The 18,521-nt window shown below is 42.4% G+C and carries 13 protein-coding genes; 7 read left to right on the top strand and 6 right to left on the bottom strand.

Annotated features, from left to right (window positions below; all coding sequences use genetic code 11):
- Positions 1 to 269 precede the first annotated feature (269 nt).
- The 3 genes from HB631_RS13100 (at position 270) to HB631_RS13090 (ending at position 3,985) form a co-directional block, all read left to right on the top strand.
- A complete protein-coding gene (locus HB631_RS13100; protein ID WP_213991599.1) occupies positions 270 to 1,712 on the top strand; it encodes an ankyrin repeat domain-containing protein in 1,443 nt (480 codons plus the stop codon).
- A 111-nt stretch (positions 1,713 to 1,823) separates the two neighbouring features.
- Positions 1,824 to 3,425 carry an ankyrin repeat domain-containing protein gene (locus tag HB631_RS13095; RefSeq protein ID WP_213991598.1) on the top strand — a complete coding sequence of 534 codons (1,602 nt, stop codon included), beginning with the start codon at positions 1,824 to 1,826 and terminating at the stop codon, positions 3,423 to 3,425.
- Between the two features lie 185 nt (positions 3,426 to 3,610).
- Entirely contained in the window at positions 3,611 to 3,985 is a 375-nt protein-coding gene (locus tag HB631_RS13090) for an ankyrin repeat domain-containing protein (protein ID WP_213991597.1), read from the top strand.
- A gap of 275 nt (positions 3,986 to 4,260) precedes the next feature.
- On the opposite strand, the gene HB631_RS13085 is transcribed toward HB631_RS13090, so the two are convergent.
- The gene (locus HB631_RS13085) at positions 4,261 to 7,026 is read right to left on the bottom strand and encodes a hypothetical protein (protein WP_213991596.1); all 2,766 of its coding nucleotides are present in this window, start codon (positions 7,024 to 7,026) and stop codon (positions 4,261 to 4,263) included.
- 292 nt (positions 7,027 to 7,318) lie between these two features.
- Positions 7,319 to 11,017 carry a hypothetical protein gene (locus tag HB631_RS13080; RefSeq protein ID WP_213991595.1) on the bottom strand — a complete coding sequence of 1,233 codons (3,699 nt, stop codon included), beginning with the start codon at positions 11,015 to 11,017 and terminating at the stop codon, positions 7,319 to 7,321.
- 306 nt (positions 11,018 to 11,323) lie between these two features.
- Here HB631_RS13080 and HB631_RS13075 point away from each other — a divergent pair, with 306 nt between their 5' ends.
- The 3 genes from HB631_RS13075 to yacL all read left to right on the top strand — a co-directional run bounded on the left by HB631_RS13075 (position 11,324) and on the right by yacL (position 14,185).
- Entirely contained in the window at positions 11,324 to 12,058 is a 735-nt protein-coding gene (locus HB631_RS13075; protein WP_213991594.1) for a hypothetical protein, read from the top strand.
- A gap of 370 nt (positions 12,059 to 12,428) precedes the next feature.
- On the top strand, positions 12,429 to 13,562 hold the full coding sequence (locus HB631_RS13070) for an ankyrin repeat domain-containing protein (protein ID WP_213991593.1): 1,134 nt from the start codon (positions 12,429 to 12,431) through the stop codon (positions 13,560 to 13,562).
- A gap of 260 nt (positions 13,563 to 13,822) precedes the next feature.
- Positions 13,823 to 14,185 (top strand): protein YacL, encoded by a 363-nt coding sequence (gene yacL, locus HB631_RS13065; protein WP_213991592.1) that lies wholly within the window; start codon positions 13,823 to 13,825, stop codon positions 14,183 to 14,185.
- Positions 14,186 to 14,360: 175 nt separating this feature from the next.
- On the opposite strand, the gene speD is transcribed toward yacL, so the two are convergent.
- From speD to HB631_RS13050, 3 genes are all read right to left on the bottom strand, one after another.
- Complete coding sequence (gene speD, locus HB631_RS13060) at positions 14,361 to 15,155, bottom strand: adenosylmethionine decarboxylase (RefSeq protein ID WP_213991591.1); 795 nt, start codon at positions 15,153 to 15,155, stop codon at positions 14,361 to 14,363.
- Positions 15,156 to 15,183: 28 nt separating this feature from the next.
- A complete protein-coding gene (speE, locus tag HB631_RS13055) occupies positions 15,184 to 16,047 on the bottom strand; it encodes a polyamine aminopropyltransferase (RefSeq protein WP_213991669.1) in 864 nt (287 codons plus the stop codon).
- 123 nt (positions 16,048 to 16,170) lie between these two features.
- Positions 16,171 to 16,518: a YacC family pilotin-like protein gene (locus tag HB631_RS13050; protein ID WP_213991590.1), complete on the bottom strand. Its 348-nt coding sequence runs from the start codon at positions 16,516 to 16,518 to the stop codon at positions 16,171 to 16,173.
- Between the two features lie 252 nt (positions 16,519 to 16,770).
- Here HB631_RS13050 and hpt point away from each other — a divergent pair, with 252 nt between their 5' ends.
- Positions 16,771 to 17,307, top strand: a complete 537-nt coding sequence (hpt, locus tag HB631_RS13045; protein WP_213991589.1) for a hypoxanthine phosphoribosyltransferase — start codon at positions 16,771 to 16,773, stop codon at positions 17,305 to 17,307.
- 466 nt (positions 17,308 to 17,773) lie between these two features.
- Here hpt and can read toward each other — a convergent pair whose 3' ends face one another.
- A complete protein-coding gene (can, locus tag HB631_RS13040; protein ID WP_213991588.1) occupies positions 17,774 to 18,430 on the bottom strand; it encodes a carbonate dehydratase in 657 nt (218 codons plus the stop codon).
- Positions 18,431 to 18,521: the final 91 nt, after the last annotated feature.

Here is an 18,521-nt window from a genome sequence, read left to right as displayed (position 1 = left end):
TTATTATAAAAATAAGCTTATAAAAGTTCCCTTATGTCAATTACCTGATTTGAAATAATTTAAAATCTATAAAAGTTGACGATTTGTTTAAACAAAAAAAAGGTAAAAATATTAGATATGCTCTCAAAAATTAGCTGCCATTTTTAAAGTAAACGTAGCCTTTATTTATGATGATTTTTTATATACTTAAATTCGAATTCAAGCTATGTTTTTTAGCGACGGCCATATCCACCTCCTGCAATACCTCTACCAATTAGGAAGATTTTGAAATGAACATGACATTACAGCCATACGCACAGCCAGGTTTAAATCTTTTTCCGCATTCTATAAGTTTTATACCAATTAGAAATAATACTAATAATTATGCTACCCAAATTAGTATGCTCTCTAACAGTATTCTACCGATGATCAATGAGACAGAGAAAAAATTCGAAATCGATTATCCTGAAAGCACGAGTACTAATAAAAAAAGCGGAGAAAACAGTACAATGAAAAACGAGAATCCTATATTCAACACCAAAAAAAAGGGGAAAAATAACTTTAGATATCAAGCGCGGCTAGGGTGTTTGCGCCATGTTGAAAGGAGGGAAAGATTGCCGGAGAGCACGATTGCAGTAGACATCGAATATATGGACCCCAAAACAGTAACCCGAAATAATATTAACGATAGGAATGAGGATGGTCTTACCCCCCTAATGCGAGTAGCCGTGGATGGTGGCAACGTCGAGGATATCAGCGCCTTGCTAAAGAAAGGCGCTAAGATTGATCTACAGGATGAATTAGACAATACGGCGCTGATGTGGGTGGTGAAAAGTCTTTTTCGCCTTGCAAATGCAGCAAGAATTGAAAACAAATTAAAAATTCTAGATTGTTTAATAAAACAGAACGCCGATGTAGATTTAGCAGACAGAGAAGGGTTCACGCCGCTCATGATCGCCGCAATGGGAAATGATGAAAAATCCTTTAAAAAATTATTTAATATAGGTGCAAAGGTCGAATTAACAAATAATTACGGGGAAACAGCATTGCATCTGGCAATAAAATATAATGCATCTTGCATTATCATTGAGCAACTAAGTATGTTTTATCGCAAAATGGATTTGAAAGACAACAATGGTCATACGCCATTTATGATAGCGGCTTTTCGTGGTAAGTTGGATATTATGAGCAACTTCTTCAATAAAGGCATCAGTATTGACGAAGCGGACGCAAAGGGTTGGACAGCGCTGATGCATGCCGTGAATTGTCGCAATGAAGAGGTAGTAAATGACCTACTTAAATATGGCGCTAAAGTCAATTTCACGAATTCACGTAATAAAAGCGCACTGACTATTGCGTTCGCCAAAAAAGATAAAAAGATGACTTTAGTGCTTATGAAAGCAGGTGTGGTAACTGCTGATGTAAAGATGAACAGCTGGTTAAAGTCAGCGCTTAAAGAAAATGAGATTTCAAATATCCCGGCTGGGGTGGCAGTGGCCAATGGCAATAATATGAACTCTACTGACAGTTCAACAAATATTACGGATATTAAAGTTGACTTTATTGCTGTTAATCCCACCCCGGAACTTAATCTCAGCGGCGACAACGAAACTGAGTCAAATTCATCAAATTCTGGTGTATCAGCACATTTTATACCGCAATGGATTATAAATAAGATGAAGGAATTATATGAAGCTTTCAGGCGCGTCGCTTCCCCGATATCCCCCTTGTAAGGGTTGATGTGGCATTGGTATTATCTAGCGATATTATGTCATTGGTCGAGATAAACAACCCAAACGGATGGCCTATGTTCAGCACGGACATTTTTTTATTAGGATAAATATATGAACACAACATTGCAATCATACACTCAACCTTGGACAGGTAATTCTTTTGAGCTTATGCCAATTGTCCATAATCAATACCATTATAATTATAGTGAATGGCTAAACATGACATCTAATAAAGTTTTACCGTTGATTCGGGAAGCTGGACAATTTTATGGTACAAAACCAGACATGAGTAAAAGTAAAGGTGAAAAAAGATGGTTAACGAGTTTAAAAATAAATAAACGTGAAACCTATTTTGATGAAAATGTTTTTGAAAAACGTTTAGGCCGGCAAGCGAGACTCGGATGCCTGCGAAGTGAATCTAGAAAAGGCCGACTGCCACGATGCAATGTGGTATTGGATAGTAATATCCTTAAGATCGCGGAAGAAAAAACGGGCAACTACACTGCGTATAACAAGGACCGATTGACCCCGCTGATGCAGGCTGTGGCCACCAATAAAGGCACCGCGTCTATCAAATACATGATACAAAGAGGCGTCCATGTGAACTTTCAGGACATAGAGGGTAATACGGCGCTGATGTGGCTGGTAAAAAGCCTCTTTATGCTGAAGGACCCGGCGCTATACAATGAAAAATTGAAGATAATGGAGCAATTACGAGAGCAAAACGCCACTTTGGATTTAGCGGGCACGGCAGGCTATACCCCCTTGATGGTTACCGTGCTCGGAAAAGATCCTAGACCCTTTTTCAAGCTTCTGCTGGATGGTGCACAAGAGCAGCCTCGAAACCATGCCGGAGAAACGGCTTTGCACTTGGCAATAAAGTATGACACGCATTGGATGATATCAGTTATTCTTCGTTATGGCGCGACTGATGACAATATTAAGGATAAGAACGGCCATACACCCTTTATGATAGCAACTTTTCAAGAAAAAAAAGATATTATGGAATTTTATATTCGAAGAAAAGTTAATTTGGATATGATAGACAACATGGGCTGGACAGTGCTGATGCATGCAGTGAATTGCGGTAATGTTTCAATGGTTGAGTATTTACTTGGCAAAGGCGCTAATGTCAATTATGCCAATGCATACAACGATACGGCACTAAGAATTGCATTGCATAAGAATGATCAAAAGATAATACATATGCTCTCAAATGCCGCTGCCGCGTTTAAAGATATAAAGGGGGACCATCGGCCTGCCTTAACACTAAAGGGTGATGCGCCGGTGATTGATAGGAATCGTTTGTTAAATACTACTTCTATTGGAAGCCATGCTTCTAAAAACACGGAAAATGCTTCTGTTACTATGCTTGAGACCGAAGATAAAATGGAAAATGCTTCTGCTGGGACACGCCCTGGGGTTGATAACAAGAGCAATAATATTGTTACCACTTTCATCGCTTTAGATAATGAGATTATCACTACGGAGAGCACAGATAATCCACTGTCAAATAAAATGGATATGTCTGATTACACGACAAACGAAAACAATTACGGTAGATATGCTGAGACAGCAGGTGATGTCGCCTCATCGAAGGCGGGCGGTTTGTCAACGCTCTTTTCGTCACGTTTTCTCGGAGACGTGGATACGGTATACCAGTCCCTTAAAAGGATTATGTCCCGCCGCTCAATTTCACCGACGAACTCTTGAAATAAGGTTAAGCATAAATCTATGACTAAATATCCCTTCTTCAATAGATTCGTTAGCACGTTATAAATAATTATCGGAATACCAATAAACAGTATTTCAGCCTGCTTATCCATTTATCGACATCTCAATACATAAGAGAAAGATAACCGGTCGGCATTAATGGTGGCAGTTCTTTTGGGCAATGGATGCAGGCAAGTTTTAAATCTCTGGAAAAAAGCGCTGAACTTGATTATATGGATAGAGAAGGCAATACGGCATTGGTCTTGGCCATTATAGCCCGAGAAAACGCCATCACTGAAGTCCTGCTTAACGTCGGCGCCAATGTTAATCTTGCCGGAAATAAAGCCTTGACGCCGTTAATGCTGGCAGTGATCAATAATGATGCTAAACTTACTAACAAGCTGGCAACAAAGGGCGTAGAACCTGATAGTAAAAACGATGATGAAAATACCGCGTTAACATTAGCAATCAACAATGGCGCTGGCAAAAATGTTATTGACAGCCTGATTACTTTGAGCATCGACGTTAAGCTACTCAGACAAATAAGCCCTCACGGATAACGCCGAACGTTATGTCAACCACTCAACTAAACATCCAAATCAACGCTAAATCTTCTGTTGAGAATGTAAGGGTATTCACACTGCCTGCGACAATAATACCGGCTGTCTCCAGCGTAAGGCGTCTAAGGCAGGATGGGCTGCTGACGGCATTCACTACCTCTCTAATGATGCATTTCGTGCCGTGCTGCTGAGTCTGCCCTGGAGCAGGCGTTTTTAAACTGCTCAAGGAAATTAGCGCCAGACAAACCGCTTTGTTCGGCCTACCCTTGGTTGTTTTACGGTCTTACACCCATGCCAAAAAGAACTTTAGGTCTAAAATTATGTAGCTCTTTCCCTTGGGGCATGGGAACAGGTACAAGGTTTTTGTCTGCGGTCAGAGTATACTTGCGGCTGAAAATGTCATTATTCTCAGGGTTTATCCGCAGATAAATTTCTTTTTCGAGAAATCTATCTCCCCCCAGTTTGACCACCGGCACCTTTAATCCATATGGCGGTAAATACGCTATTTCATATCGTAAAGGAACAAAGGGATCGTTTTTTTTTGCTATCAACGTCCCCAGAAGATTATTCAATGAGGGCTGTGACTGGCTCGCTATAGCAGCCCCTTCTTTAATCTCTTCTAATATAGCCCCCATGGGTTGGCTGGTAATCTCAAGATCCGGATCAAATACACGTAAATACTCCAGCGCCAATCTATTCAAGGCTATAAAATTGAGTACCGGCGATGCCGGCAGATCCGCAATTCTAGACGGAGAGGATGCACCGTTTTTCATCGCCAACACCAGGGATTGCCTGACGGCAAAACCACTTACAATCTTACCGGTGGCAGCTGGTAATCCATTGTCGGGCTTTATCGACGCCTCGGCCTCGGATTTGCCCGCGATAGAAGACAGTGCCGCAACGTCTAGACCACACTCCGTCATATTTTTGTCTTCATTAGCAATCTGCTCATGCAGGTTACAATGATAAAAAGGAATTCTAGACGATAAAAATGACTTGTGATTATCATCCTGTGTGTCGGCATATATGTATGCGTTCAGATGATTGAGCATTTTATCACGGTGTATATGACTTAACTTATCCGCTAAAACTTTTAACGAGGCATAGGCATCCTTCAAAATTTTATTATCATCACTGCAAAATTTCAGTTTAATACTATCCGTGTCAAATTCCGGCCTAAAATATTTCAAATATTCAAAATATGTGGTGATATGTTCATTAACTCGTTTAATACGATATTCGCCTCTTTCTTTGATTAACGCATAAATCCTTACGTCGTTATTTTTTTCCGCAGAGAATACATCGACATTTTCTCTGATAGCTAAATCATTAATTTGATACAACGTTGCATCAAGCACAGTGTTTTTTGGGGGGGGAAGGTTCTCTAAGCTCACCCTGCTTAGTGTGACTTTAGATGCTTTGAGAAAATCAGCCTCTTCCTTACTGATACCAAAAAAAACATCGTAAATGACTTTTTTATCTATGTTTGCAAAAGCGTTAGAGATGTCGGCATTTTGCTTTAAAAATACCGAGTTTGGGTCGGGCATTTGCCAGTCTCTATTTTTTTTATAATTCATGACATAAGGAAACGTTGAACTATAAAAACAATATTTGTAGTAAATAGACTGATAATGTAAATGAGGCAATTCCAGCTCAAATTTTATATCTTGGCTTATGAGACTTAACGCTTCTTCTATGCTAGTCCAGGAATGCAAGTCGGCCAATCCCTGTGATAAACACATTATCGGGTCATTCATAGAATGGTATTTATTGCAGTCAGAAAAAAAATCTTCAAGGATACTCTGCTTTATACCATTCGGGCCGAAAATATCTTCTGCTTGAATAATAATGTTATTTTCAAGACTATCTTTAACGTGATGAAACATTGCAGGAATTATAAATAGCTTAATAAGTGAAAGATCAATTAATCCCTCTTTTAACATGGTTTCCAAAATTATACCTAAAGATAAAATTTCATTTTCTGGCACTGGCTTCAGGTCGAGTTCGGCACTCATGGCAAGGCCCAACCCAACGTGCATAAACCCCCATTCAATTGAACCCACTGGGTATGATATTGCTATCTCGCTGGTGCTGGAGTGGTAAAAGGTAGGCATGATCGGAAATAAAAGATTATCTGTAATAAATTTTGCAGGATGCGCTTGATGGTCTTCTCCATGATTATTTGAAGGATTTTTTAATAATTGCATCACACTTTTAAAAATATGATCAGCAAAGCTTTTTGACGTTAAAAATTTGCCATCGGGTCTGTTTTTATACATTTTAATAAATTCATTAACTAAAAAAATTTCCACCTTGTCTTTAAAAATGTACGATTTTATCCACGCTATCAGGATCTTCTTTTGGTGGCCTTCCGATAGCTCTTCATTCTCTTTAGCACCGAAGAAACCGGAAGATTTCAATAGATTTCTAGCGACAGTCTTCAGGCCATCATTGTGTTTTAATAAATTTTCTAAAGCTCTAATCACTGAAAATTGGCATTCAAGTTCCTCTTCTTGGATCAAAGATTCATGAATAAGCAAAGAAATGAGTTCATCAAAAGCTGAAGTTGCAGGTGGTAGATAAATTGATTCCTTTACTTCAGCGCTTCTGGCTACGCGTCGGCGATGAATTTTTTCTGCTGAACTACCATCGGGCGTAGAAACTTTACTCGTTGCGGCGGCCAAAGTGGCGGCATAGGCGTCATGGTAAACCAATGCGGTATCCGCACCGGAAAAAAATGGGTCAGAGTTGAGTTGTGATCTAATATTTACATCTATTTTATTGTATTCAGTAAGATTACTGGCAAAAGAGAACATCGGAGAATGAGCCGAAGCAAACAGAAGTCGCAAGACGAAATTTCTTTTAAATGAAAGCTTTTTCCTAGTCACCGGTTTTTTTATTTCGTAAACATCATGACTCCGAATAGATTTTAAATTATGAAACAGATGTTTTGCATCATAATATTCCTGCATATTGGCCGAGTTGGATAATAATTCTTTTTCTATTTCACTTTCATGATTTTTTTGATAAAAAATTAACATTTAAATTTTCTCCATAAAGAAGGTATTTCACATTACTTTTTTTTAGCTGGAGGAGCCAGAGCTATCTTCAATGAATATTGAATAGGTCATGAAAAAATCAATTTACATTTTATTCCTCCCATGAGTTTTGTATTTGGAAGAATAATCGAAATTATCGTCACAATAATAGTTTTTTGATCAAGGCGTGTTTTTAACATGAATGAAAATATTTATCGCGATCCTATAAAAAACGAAGTGAACCCGTATGTATTAGCCTCCTGAGGATCCATACACTTTGAGCTGCGTGCATTTTCTATTCTAAAATATATAAATTATTATACGTATAGTATCTCCTGGATGAATTATATATATAGGTATCACCTGTAAATAGATTTTTGGCGCTATAAGGTATTTCTGTCAACTCCTCCAATACAACGCCCACGCTCCACTTTCGGAAAGTGGTTTCTATTTCTTCTGAAGCCCCATTGACACCTTTAACGAGGAAATAAGATTGAGGAGGATAGAAATAATCTGTAGGAGATTTCACGTCACTGAAGTTCAGAGGTAAAATCGGAGTGCATTTATTCGCATTATCAATACGGTAGGTAATAGAGCTATAAGGTCTCTTGCGTTTAGAATTTTCTGTAGCCTGCTTTACGCAACTTCGAGCGAAGTTGTTGTAAGCTGTCGTAATCATAAACTGCGGATAATTGGTAACAATATCCCCCTCACGGATATTACAAAACCACGCGCAATGACTATTTTCGTATTCAGCGGTATGAAAATAACTCCCACGCTGTCGAGAAAAATCGGCTTGGGATAATTTCAATAGGCTATCGTAAATTTCCTGTTCTTCGGGATTTAATGTTTCCCCTACCATTAGTTTCCAGTTTAATCCTACATCACTATCCGTCAAGGTCCACCTGTGTATCACTTCTTTCTGCCTATTGTTTAACTTTGCATAGGCTTTAGCATATTCATCAAGATCTATTGCTTCACTAGGTGATGAAATGCCATATTCGGGACAGATTTTTTTTTCACTAACTCGCTCGTCGCGTGGGCCGATGGAAAATTGCGGTGGCAAATATTTCTCAGTCGTCTCGGGTTGTTCAAGGTTTTTAACCGTTGCATCATATGAGTTATTTGAGTGTTCGATTTTACAATGGTCATAATCGGTCGGCAGTACAATTTCAAGATCGGAATAATCTTTTTTCCAGAAAATGTCGCGCTTGTGCAAAAACCAGTTTTCTAACATCACTCTTTCTCCTGCTCCCCCCAGGCCTTGAGGACGTAAGTTTCGCAGTCCTTTCCCTTGCGGAATGGGAATAGGAATCAGTGTTTTATCCGCGTCCATCAAATATTTTCGGCTGAATATGTCATTATTTTCGGGATTTATTCGTAGATAGATTTCTTTACCGTGGAGGGTATCGCCGCCAAGTTTAACCACAGGTATCTCCAATCCCAAGGCAGGCAGGTGCGCCATTATATAATGGGCAGGCGGGTTGAAATGGGGCTTGATGTTTTTTCCTTTCAACTCCTCCAGAATATTGTCCAGTATGGGATGAACCCGTCTAACTATGGTTATACTATCGGTAACCTGTTTTAAAATTGAACCGCTTAAATGACCGATTATTTCCAGTCCCGGATCAAATACGCGAAAAAATTCAATGCTTAATTTACTCATAGCCAGAGAATTGATAACCCCAGCTGGCAAAACCGCAAATCTGTGCAGGGTGAGTGTACCGTTTTCTATTGCTGCCCTAAGAGATTCCCTGGCGGCTAAACCGCTTGCCACCTCATCAGATGCTTTCACTGTATTATTCTTATTTATCGAGACCGGATTGATCTTGTTGGACCCCTTGGCAGCAATGGGAGACAGCCCCGCAATGTTAAGGTAACAGGTCGTTTGAGGGTTGCCATCTTTTGTCCAATGTACCTGGGGGTTACAATTATAAAAAGGTATAAAGGATGAGAAAAGTTCACTAGCCGTCTCATCCACTGTGTTTGCATCATCGCGGGCATTGAGGTGATTAAGTAATTTGTCGCGATGTATTTGGGCCACGCTATTTGCTAACATGGTAAGCGAGTCATTGACCTCCTTCAGAGGTTTTACCCTAGCATCAAACAATTTTAATTTGATATTACCTTGTTCCTCAAAAGTAGGCCTAAAATATTTCATAAGTTGAAAATAGAGTGACAAATGATCGTCAATGCGATTAAAACGATATTCCCCTTTTTCTTTGATTAATGCATAAACCCTGCTGGAATTACCTTGTTTTGCTAAAAATACATTGACATTTTCTTTGATGGCTAAATTATCATACCCTTTGCTAAAATGAGCTAATGGTGATTGAGGAGCAACTCGAGGTTCGAAAACGACCCTAAGCAATATGATTTTTGACAGAGACAGGAAATCAACTTCGTTTATATCGATGCCGGTAAGAGAATCATAAATAACAGCTCTATCAATATTTAAAAAGGTGTCGACTATGTCGGTATTTTGTTTTATAAATAATGTTTCCAAATTGAGATGTGGCTGAAATTTATCCGTTGTATTATTTGAATTATCTGAACATTTTTCTTCGTAATTATTATATTGATAGGTGTCAAAATAGGGTAGCTTTGGTTTGATCTGCAATTTGCAATTGATATTTATTAACTTTTCCGCCATCGCTGATCGGGAATGAAACGATTGCAGGGCTTGAGATAAATATATTATCGGATCTTTAATGGCGTTAAATTCATCGCAGGCAGAAAAGTATTCTTTAAATACAGACTCTCTTACTCCTTTCTGCCCAATAATATCATCGATATTCACGTCCATGCCTTTATCTAATCTTTTTTTTACATAATAAAGCATAGCAGGCATCACAAAAAATCTGACCAAAGAAAGATCCGCTAATCCCTCTCTAAGCATGGATTCTAGCATTATGCCTAGCGATGGAAGTTCTTTTGTTGGGATTTGGAAATGGAGCAGATTTATACTCATGGCAAAACTCAATCCAGCATGTAAATAACCCCATTCTAATGAACCCGTTGGATATTTTACCACTAATTCATCAATATGTGCATAAAGTAACGTCGGCATTATTGGGTATAAAACACTGTGTATGATAAAATTATAGGTTGTAATTGAATTCGTATCGTGGATAAAATTAGGACTTTCCATGATTTTTTCTTTCACGATGTGCGAAAGATAAAAAATAAAGTTGCGTAGCGACACATCTTTTTCGAGAAATTTTTTCTTAGATAATTCGATAAATTTTTCAACCAAAAATCTTTCCGTCCTCATGTTAAACATATATGAACTAATCCAAGCTGTCAGGATCTTTTGTTGGTGAGCAGTAGTGAGTTTTTCATTCTTTTTACTCCCAAACAGACCGGAAAATCTTAGTAAATGTTTAGCGATTTTTTCCAAACCTTTATCATTTATCGAAGCAGTTCTCAAAGCATTAATCACAGCAAGGGGGGTTTCTATACTTTCTCTTTTTATCAAAGAGTTATGTATGAGGTATGAGGTCAAGCTTTTAAAGGCTGAAGCAGTGGGTGGGAGATAAGGGGATTCGTTTTCTTCAGCGCTTCTAACCACTCGTCGAGCCTTATTCTTGCCTGCTATTGCGCTATTGCGTAGGAATGAATCAACGGTTTTATTGGGTAAAGCGGCGGCACCAGCGCCTTGGTAAGCCAATGGACCACCATTTTCCGAGAAAAATCCTCCGTCGATTGATTGGAAGCTAATGTCACGGCTATAATGTCTTTGCGCGGTAATATTACCTGCCATTGATGCTATCGGTGAGTAACTCGTGGCAAGCAACAGCCGTGTGGCAAGATTTTTGTAAGTGGCCTTTCCCGGCGCCACCGGTCTTTCTAATTCTGTATTTTCCTGCATTCTTACGGATTTTAATGTGCGAAACAAATGTTTAGCTTCATGATATTCCTGCCAGCTTGTTGAGTTGCTTAATAAATCCTTTTCAATTATTTTCCCTTCAGTTTTATGGGGTGAAATACGCATGTTGTGCTCCTTAGTAATTGAATGCAGTTAAACTTTACTTTTTCTAAGCGAAGGGAGCCAGAGATATTTTTAACAAATAAAAAATAAGTAAGATAAAATGCTAATCTTTTTTTATTATTTTTTAATTTTATAATGCGATTTGAATTTAGTGTATATTTTTACTATATTATTTAATCTGCATTCAGTAAAATAAACGCGAACTCATTTTTTCCAAGATTTTTGTATATTGCTTCAAGGCCCTGTGTATGATTCAACCCAGTCTATAAGGCTATTCACTCTTTTATCCATTCATTTTTAGGAAAAAATATGCTCGACATGATTCATACCAATGCACCGTTTCATTTAGATACTACCTCGAATTACACACCATTGCTTAAAAATAAATTGAATAATTTCGCTCTAACAAGACAGGTTAAAAATGCAATTGATATCGCATCTAGGTCAGCGATTGGTACCGGTTATTTTCCTAAAATAATACAGAGAGAAATTAAAATAAATGAGAAGAAGCTCAAGCAAGGTGAGTTAAAAATCAATGATAATATTGTCTACGCAAAACAATACAAAGGTATTCGTATAAAACGAGGTAATGATGGGATGTTACCGCCGCTGTTAAAAAATGAACAATCAATTCCTCATGTTTCTGAAAGCAAAATCGACGTTAAAGGAGCAGTTCAATCGCAAAACTTAAAACAAAATGGGGAAATTTCAGTGACCCGTGAACCTTCAACGCCGGTAACGGAGTTGCTTACAACAATGAAAAACATTGAAGCAACCACCATTCCCGCGAAAGCACCAGCAGAAGCTGAGCCAGTATTAAAAGATAATGTATCGGCAAGTGGTGCGCTGTTACCAACTTTGACACCGTACGATATTACGAGAGATCAAGACATTCTCCCAGTGGACGATGATAATGTTTATACCTATACCATCGTAACCGAACCTGCTCTGCGGTGGATCTGGCTGCCGACGATTCTGACTGCCGTCACAATGATGATTTTTAATACCCTACGGCAATTTATGCCTCAGCAACCGCGTGTTTAACGCCCCTCGCTCATTAGAGAAAGTAAGTAAGACTCAGTCCGGTAGTTGATTCGCAGGAAGTAATGATTGATCAGATTGAAAAAATCGGACTGAGGTACATTCTTTTTTATTGTGAGGATGCCTCATATTTAATAAAGCGGTATCCTCTTTGCTGCTCCATATAAATAAGTGTCGACGTTAAGGAGTTTTTGTGTGTTAAATAAAACTTAAATAATTGACACAATTTTAACTCATTTTAATTGAGTTTGAATATAAACGGATACGCTTTTCTATGATGATTTTTATTTCAGTATTGTTCTGGGTAATATAGAGTTTAAATTAACCGGTCAGACTATTTTTTTAAATCCAATCTTTTTTTTCAGGAGAGATTATGCTGCCTTCGATTCAATATAATATTCAATTAAATTCAAATTATACTCCAACCAATTCGTTTTATAATCAATTTGGAGTGATTAATTCTGACTTCCCATTAAAAATTAATAATGCTTCTAACACCGTGTCTTTTTTAGTGCAGATTACCGCTATTTTACCTAAAAATATCAAAGAAGAAATCGTTAAGAGTGAGGGGGAATTAGAGCAGGGGAGGCTAAACATAAATGATGATATCGTTTTTTCAAAACAGTACGATCTCAACCGTAAAAAAAGAAGTTACAATATCAGCATAGCATGCCCGCTTAGAGTCATAGATTTATTCACTGAAATTCCTGAGACTAAAATTATCTTGAATACTAATATTCTTAATAACGTTATTGCTAATAAGGCGAGTATTAATTCCCTAGATGGGTCTCTTCGAAGCGCATTAATGGTGGCGGCCATATTGAATAATTCCCAGCAACTTTCTCAACTGATTCAGCAGGGTCATCAACTTAATGACCGGGATAAGGAAGGCAATACGGCATTGACATTGGCCATCAGAGCTCATGCATCCACCGCAATCGACATTCTGCTCAACGCTGGCGCCGATATGAATAAGGCCGGGGCAAAGTCATTGACCCCCTTAATGCTTGCTGTTATCAACAACGATGCCGGGCTGATTATAAATCTTTCAAAAAAGAGAGACCTACAGCCTAATGTTGAAAACGATGAAGGCAACACAGCGCTCACTATCGCTATAAATAATGGCGCGAGCGAAGAGGTTCTCAGGGCCTTGATTATGATGGCGGGCGTTAATATGCAGGCACCAGGTAAAGGTGGTTTAGCGCCAGTGATCCTTGCAGCCGGCAGCGGAAATGTACAGGCTCTTAATCAACTTTTATCTTATCATACTGATATAAACGTATTGGATGGCAAGCAATGGACGGCATTAATGCGTGCTGTGGACTGCCGGCATGTTGAGATGGCCAAATACCTGCTTGAAAGAGGTGCCAATGTTAACTACAGCGGGCCAAACGACACTACCGCGCTTTCCCTTGCTTTGTCCCGCTCCGATAAGTCCATGATTAAATTATTGTGCGACCATGGGGCGAATAAAAGCCGCTGCGAGGAGGCTATTCAAGAGGAATAGCCACTAGAGTTTAATGTTTTCAACACATCAAACAATTGCAAGTAATCAGGTGATGGTCATTCGCACTCCTCGCCAGTTTATGTCTCAGTTAATGCATTGTTAAACAGCAAGACGAGATTGCTCTAAACGCCAACAAATTCTGCTTGATTTTATACGGAAATATATATTTTTATGAAATCCCATTCAGTTAACGCTTTCTTATGGTGGACCGGTTAAAATTCTATCTTAAGGCGGGTCACTTTCAGCAGGCGGGAAAGATAATGGATTATGAATTTTTGCGCGATATCACCGGGCAGGTAAAGGTCACGTTCTCAATGGGGCACGAGGCCATCGGTCATTGGCTGAATGAGGAAGTCAAAGGCGATTTCGTCCTGCTTGATCAGGTGGAAGCCCAGATACGCCAGCTCGCCGGCACTGAACGCAGTTGGCAATGTGAGGGTCACGAGTACACACTCTGGACCGATGGCGAAGAGGTGATGATACGCGCCAATGAACTCACCTTTGTCAGCGAGGAGCTGGAAGAGGGCATGAATTACTATGACGAAGAGAGCCTGTCGCTGTGTGGCTCCGACGATTTTTTGCAGGTGTTAACCCAGTACCGCGATTTCTTCCGCCAGTCATAAAAACGGCAGCCTTGTTTCATCCCGCACAAAGGCAAGGATGCCGAATATTGGCCAAGATTGCTTGCCTGTCATTACCCAACTTGAATCGAGCGTGCTTAAGAAGGCCGTACCGGATGCTTTCGATTCGATGAACGCCGCCGCATTGCTCCACGGCGGTTGGCGCGCATCCGGTTAATTACATGACCGGTAAATTCCGGCCGTAATAGATTTCCCGCATCTCTTTATATAACAGTTGAGTGATGGTTTTACGCTCGTCCGGACTGAGATCGGCCGGGGTGGCGTTGAACAGATAATGCTTGAGATCGAAATCCTTGAGCATCATCTTGGTATGAAAAATATTCTCTTGGTAGATATTCACGTCCATCATGTGATAGAGCGCTTTCATATCTTTGGACAGGAAGTTCTGGATGGAACTGATCTCATGGTCGATATAGTGTTTGATGCCGTAGACGTCGCGGGTAAAACCCCGCACCCGGTAATCGATGGTCACGATATCCGATTCCAGCTTGTGTATCAGGTAATTCAGCGCCTTCAGCGGTGAAATCACGCCGCAGGTGGAAACCTCGATATCGGCGCGGAAGGTGCATAAACCGCCCTCCGGATGGCTTTCCGGATAGGTATGGACGCAGATGTGGCTTTTATCAAGATGCGCCACCACCGATTTTGATAACGGCCCGGGGTGTTCGGATTGATCGATACTGAGGGGGTCCACCGGCTCTTCACTCACCAGGATCGTCACGCTGGCGCCCTGTGGCTCGTAGTCCTGGCGCGCCACGTTGAGAATACTGGCGCCGATCATGGCGCAGGTTTCGCTCAGGATTTCCGTTAAACGATTGGCGTTATATCGTTCGTCAATGTAAGCGATATAACCGTCGCGGTCGTCGGCGGTCTTGGCATAACAGATATCGTAAATACAAAAACCCAGGCTCTTGGTCAAATTGTTAAAGCCGTGTAGTTTTAACTTCTGCAATTGGATTCACCTCCTTATGGATGCCGTCTCAGACGGACGCTGATAACGCATTCAGTATGTATTGTGGCAGGGCGAAGCTGCCGACATGAATCGCCGGATTATAGTAGCGGCAAACCAACCCGGCCGTTTCGGCCCGCGCCCGCAAAGTGGCGATATCACAGTGGCGCAGCGCCGGATTCTGGCTGGCCCAGGCAAAGGTCATGATGCCGCCGTAATAGGTAGGTACCGCCGCCTGGTAAAATCCCACATCTGCAAAATAGCCGCCGAGTTTGCGATAACTGTCCACCGCTTCGTCCTGTTGTAGAAAACAGACGCCGTTTTGCGCGACAACAATGCCGCCGTTATTGAGGCAGCGAGCGCAGCCCTGATAAAACGCCGAGGTGAACAGACTGGAACCCGGACCGATGGGATCGGTGCAGTCGGAAATGATGACATCGAATTTTTCTTGGCCGCGGGTGACGAAGTTAACGCCGTCGTCGATGACCAGATGAAAACGCGGATCGTCAAAGGAGCCGGCGTTGTGTTGGGGTAAATATTGACGGCAGAATTGCACCACCCCGGCGTCGATTTCAACCATGGTGATGTGTTTTACCTGGGAATGCCGGCACACTTCCCGCAGCATGGCGCCGTCGCCGCCGCCGATGATCAGGACCTTTTCGGCCTGGCCGTGCGCCAACAGGGGCACATGAGCCATCATTTCATGGTAAATGAATTCATCGCGCTCGGTGGTTTGCACCACGCCGTCCAATGCCATGATCCGGCCGAAAGCGGCGTTTTCGAAGATTATCAGGTCCTGATGCTCGGTCTTTTCCCGAAACAGAATTTTATCTACGTCAAAACGCTGGCCGAAGCTATCGTGCAGCGTCTCGCACCAGGCTTCTTTTGGTAACAAATCGGGTTGCGGCATGTTGGGCTGATCCTCGGCGAATTCGCCATGAGAAAACGGCGCAACATGATAACCAACTCCGCTGGGGGATGCACGGAGCAATTTCACACAAAATGCTTTAATAACTCATTATTTGGCGTAGGCGAGCAGGCTGAGCGAATTGGTGGCCAGGGATTCACATTTTTTCGGCGTGGGTATAGCGATACCACTCAGGTCGCGGTAACTGTCTTCTCCCATGGCGCGCATATCGTAGCTGCCGTAATTGCTCAGGTCCCAACGATTCTGCTGGGCGAAAATCAGAATGGCGCGGCGTATCTGTTCATTGGGCATATCGGTATAACCGCAGTTGTTTTTTAAATAAACAAACACGGCGGTTAAATCGGCCATATCCTCGGCTTCTGCTTCGGACAAGGCTTGCGACGCGGAGGAGAACCCCAATAACCCTAATAACAGCATCGTCAATACGGTGTGTTTCATGTTAAAACCTGAATCAGTCATTATACGATGACGTTATCATATTTAATGATTTGCGCCCTATGTTTTTTGTCCATCGCCGCACCCGCCGACGCAGACCTGTTCAAAGTATGGTTCAGCCTGGGCCGACTGTCCCCCGTCGCGGATAAATAGATTTCTCCGGTAATCAACCGGGCGCCGGCACGGACATATCGCCGCACCCGGCGGGTTGTGATAAAATCCGCTTCCTTTCCCGATTCTTTTTCTGGCTTTGTTATGAAACACACCGTGGACGTCATGATTTCCGAGCAGGAGATCGCAACCCGCATTGCCGAACTGGGGCGCGAAATCAGCGCGCATTATCAGGCAAGCGGCAGCGAAATGGTATTGGTCGGCCTGTTGCGCGGCTCTTTTATGTTTATGGCCGATTTATGCCGCGTCGTGACCGTACCTCATGAAGTGGATTTTATGACCGCCTCCAGCTACGGCAGCGGCATGAGCAGCACCCGCGACGTCAAAATCCTCAAGGACCTGGATGAAGATATTCGCGGCAAGGACGTGCTGATCGTGGAGGATATCATCGACTCCGGCAACACCTTGAGCAAAGTCCGCGAGATACTGAAGTTGCGCCAGCCCAAGTCTCTGGCCATCTGCACCCTGCTGGATAAACCGGACCGGCGCGAAGTCGCGGTGACGGTGGAGTGGGTGGGTTTTGTCATTCCCGATGAATTTGTCGTCGGCTACGGCATCGATTACGCCCAACGCTACCGGCATCTGCCCTATGTCGGCAAAGTGCTGAAACTGGAAGAATAACCCCTGCCGCCAAGCCATCATGGCCCGCCATCACCGATCATGAATCAAGCTTGTTAAAGGGAGAGCGCCCTATGGTGCGGCCCGCTTACACTGAACGTGCAACGAGCTTGTTAAAGGGAGAGCGCGCCAATAGGGTCGAAGCGGGCGTGGTTTTTCCGCCCGCCGGAGTGCCCTATGGTGCGGTAGGCCCGCTTACACTGAACGTGCAACGAGCCTGTTAAAGGGAGACCGTGCCAATGAGGTCGAATCGGGCATGGTTTTTCTGCCCGCCGGAGTGCCCTATGGTGCGGTAGGCCCGCTTACACTGAACGCGCAACGAGCCTGTTAAAGGGAGACCGTGCCAATGAGGTCGAATCGGGCATGGTTTTTCTGCCCGACCGAGTGCCTCATGGCGTGGTAGGCCCGCTTACACTGAACGCGCAACGAGCCTGTTAAAGGGAGAGCGCCAACGAGGTCGGAGCGGGGCTTACTTACCGTGCTGTTGCAGCAGAGTGGCGATACCCTGACGGTAACGCTGCTCCAATGTTTCCCGGCTGGTGGCCGAAACATCCAGATTGCGCAGCAATCCATCATGTATACTGTAGACCCAGCCGTGCAACTGCACTTTTTGTCCGCGCGCCCAGGCCGAACGCATAATGGTGGAATGACCGAGGTTATACACCTGTTCTATCACGTTAATCTCACACAGCGTATTGATACGCTCGTCTGGGTGGAGCTCCCCCAGCAGTGAGCTATGCTTGTACCACAAATCACGGATATGCAGCAGCCAGTTGTCTATCAGGCCCAGCTCAGGATTATCGATAGCGGCCTGAACGCCGCCGCAGCCGTAATGGCCGCAAATGATAATATGCTCGACCTCCAGCACGTCCACGGCATATTGCACCACCGACAAACAATTCAGATCGGTATGAATGACCAGGTTGGCCACGTTGCGATGGACAAAAAGCTCGCCGGGCTCCAGCCCGGTCAGGCGCTCCGCCGGGACACGACTGTCTGAACAGCCGATCCATAAAAAGCGCGGCCGCTGGGCCAGAGATAATTGCTCGAAAAATCCCGGGTCTTCCTCTTTAAGATGTTTGGACCACGCCTGGTTATTGGAGATGAGATCGGTGATGTCTTTCATTGTGGTTTTTAGCCCGTAGCGTCATATTGCGATGGGTTAATATAGGCTATGCCTAGTTTTTTTTAAATTAGTTCGTCACGTCCACTGAGAA

The sequence above is a fragment of the Sodalis sp. dw_96 genome, assembly GCF_018449575.1.
In the GTDB taxonomy this organism is placed as follows: domain Bacteria; phylum Pseudomonadota; class Gammaproteobacteria; order Enterobacterales; family Enterobacteriaceae; genus Acerihabitans.
Note: the sequence above shows the minus strand (reverse complement) of the source record. Positions and strands in the feature narration are given on the sequence as shown.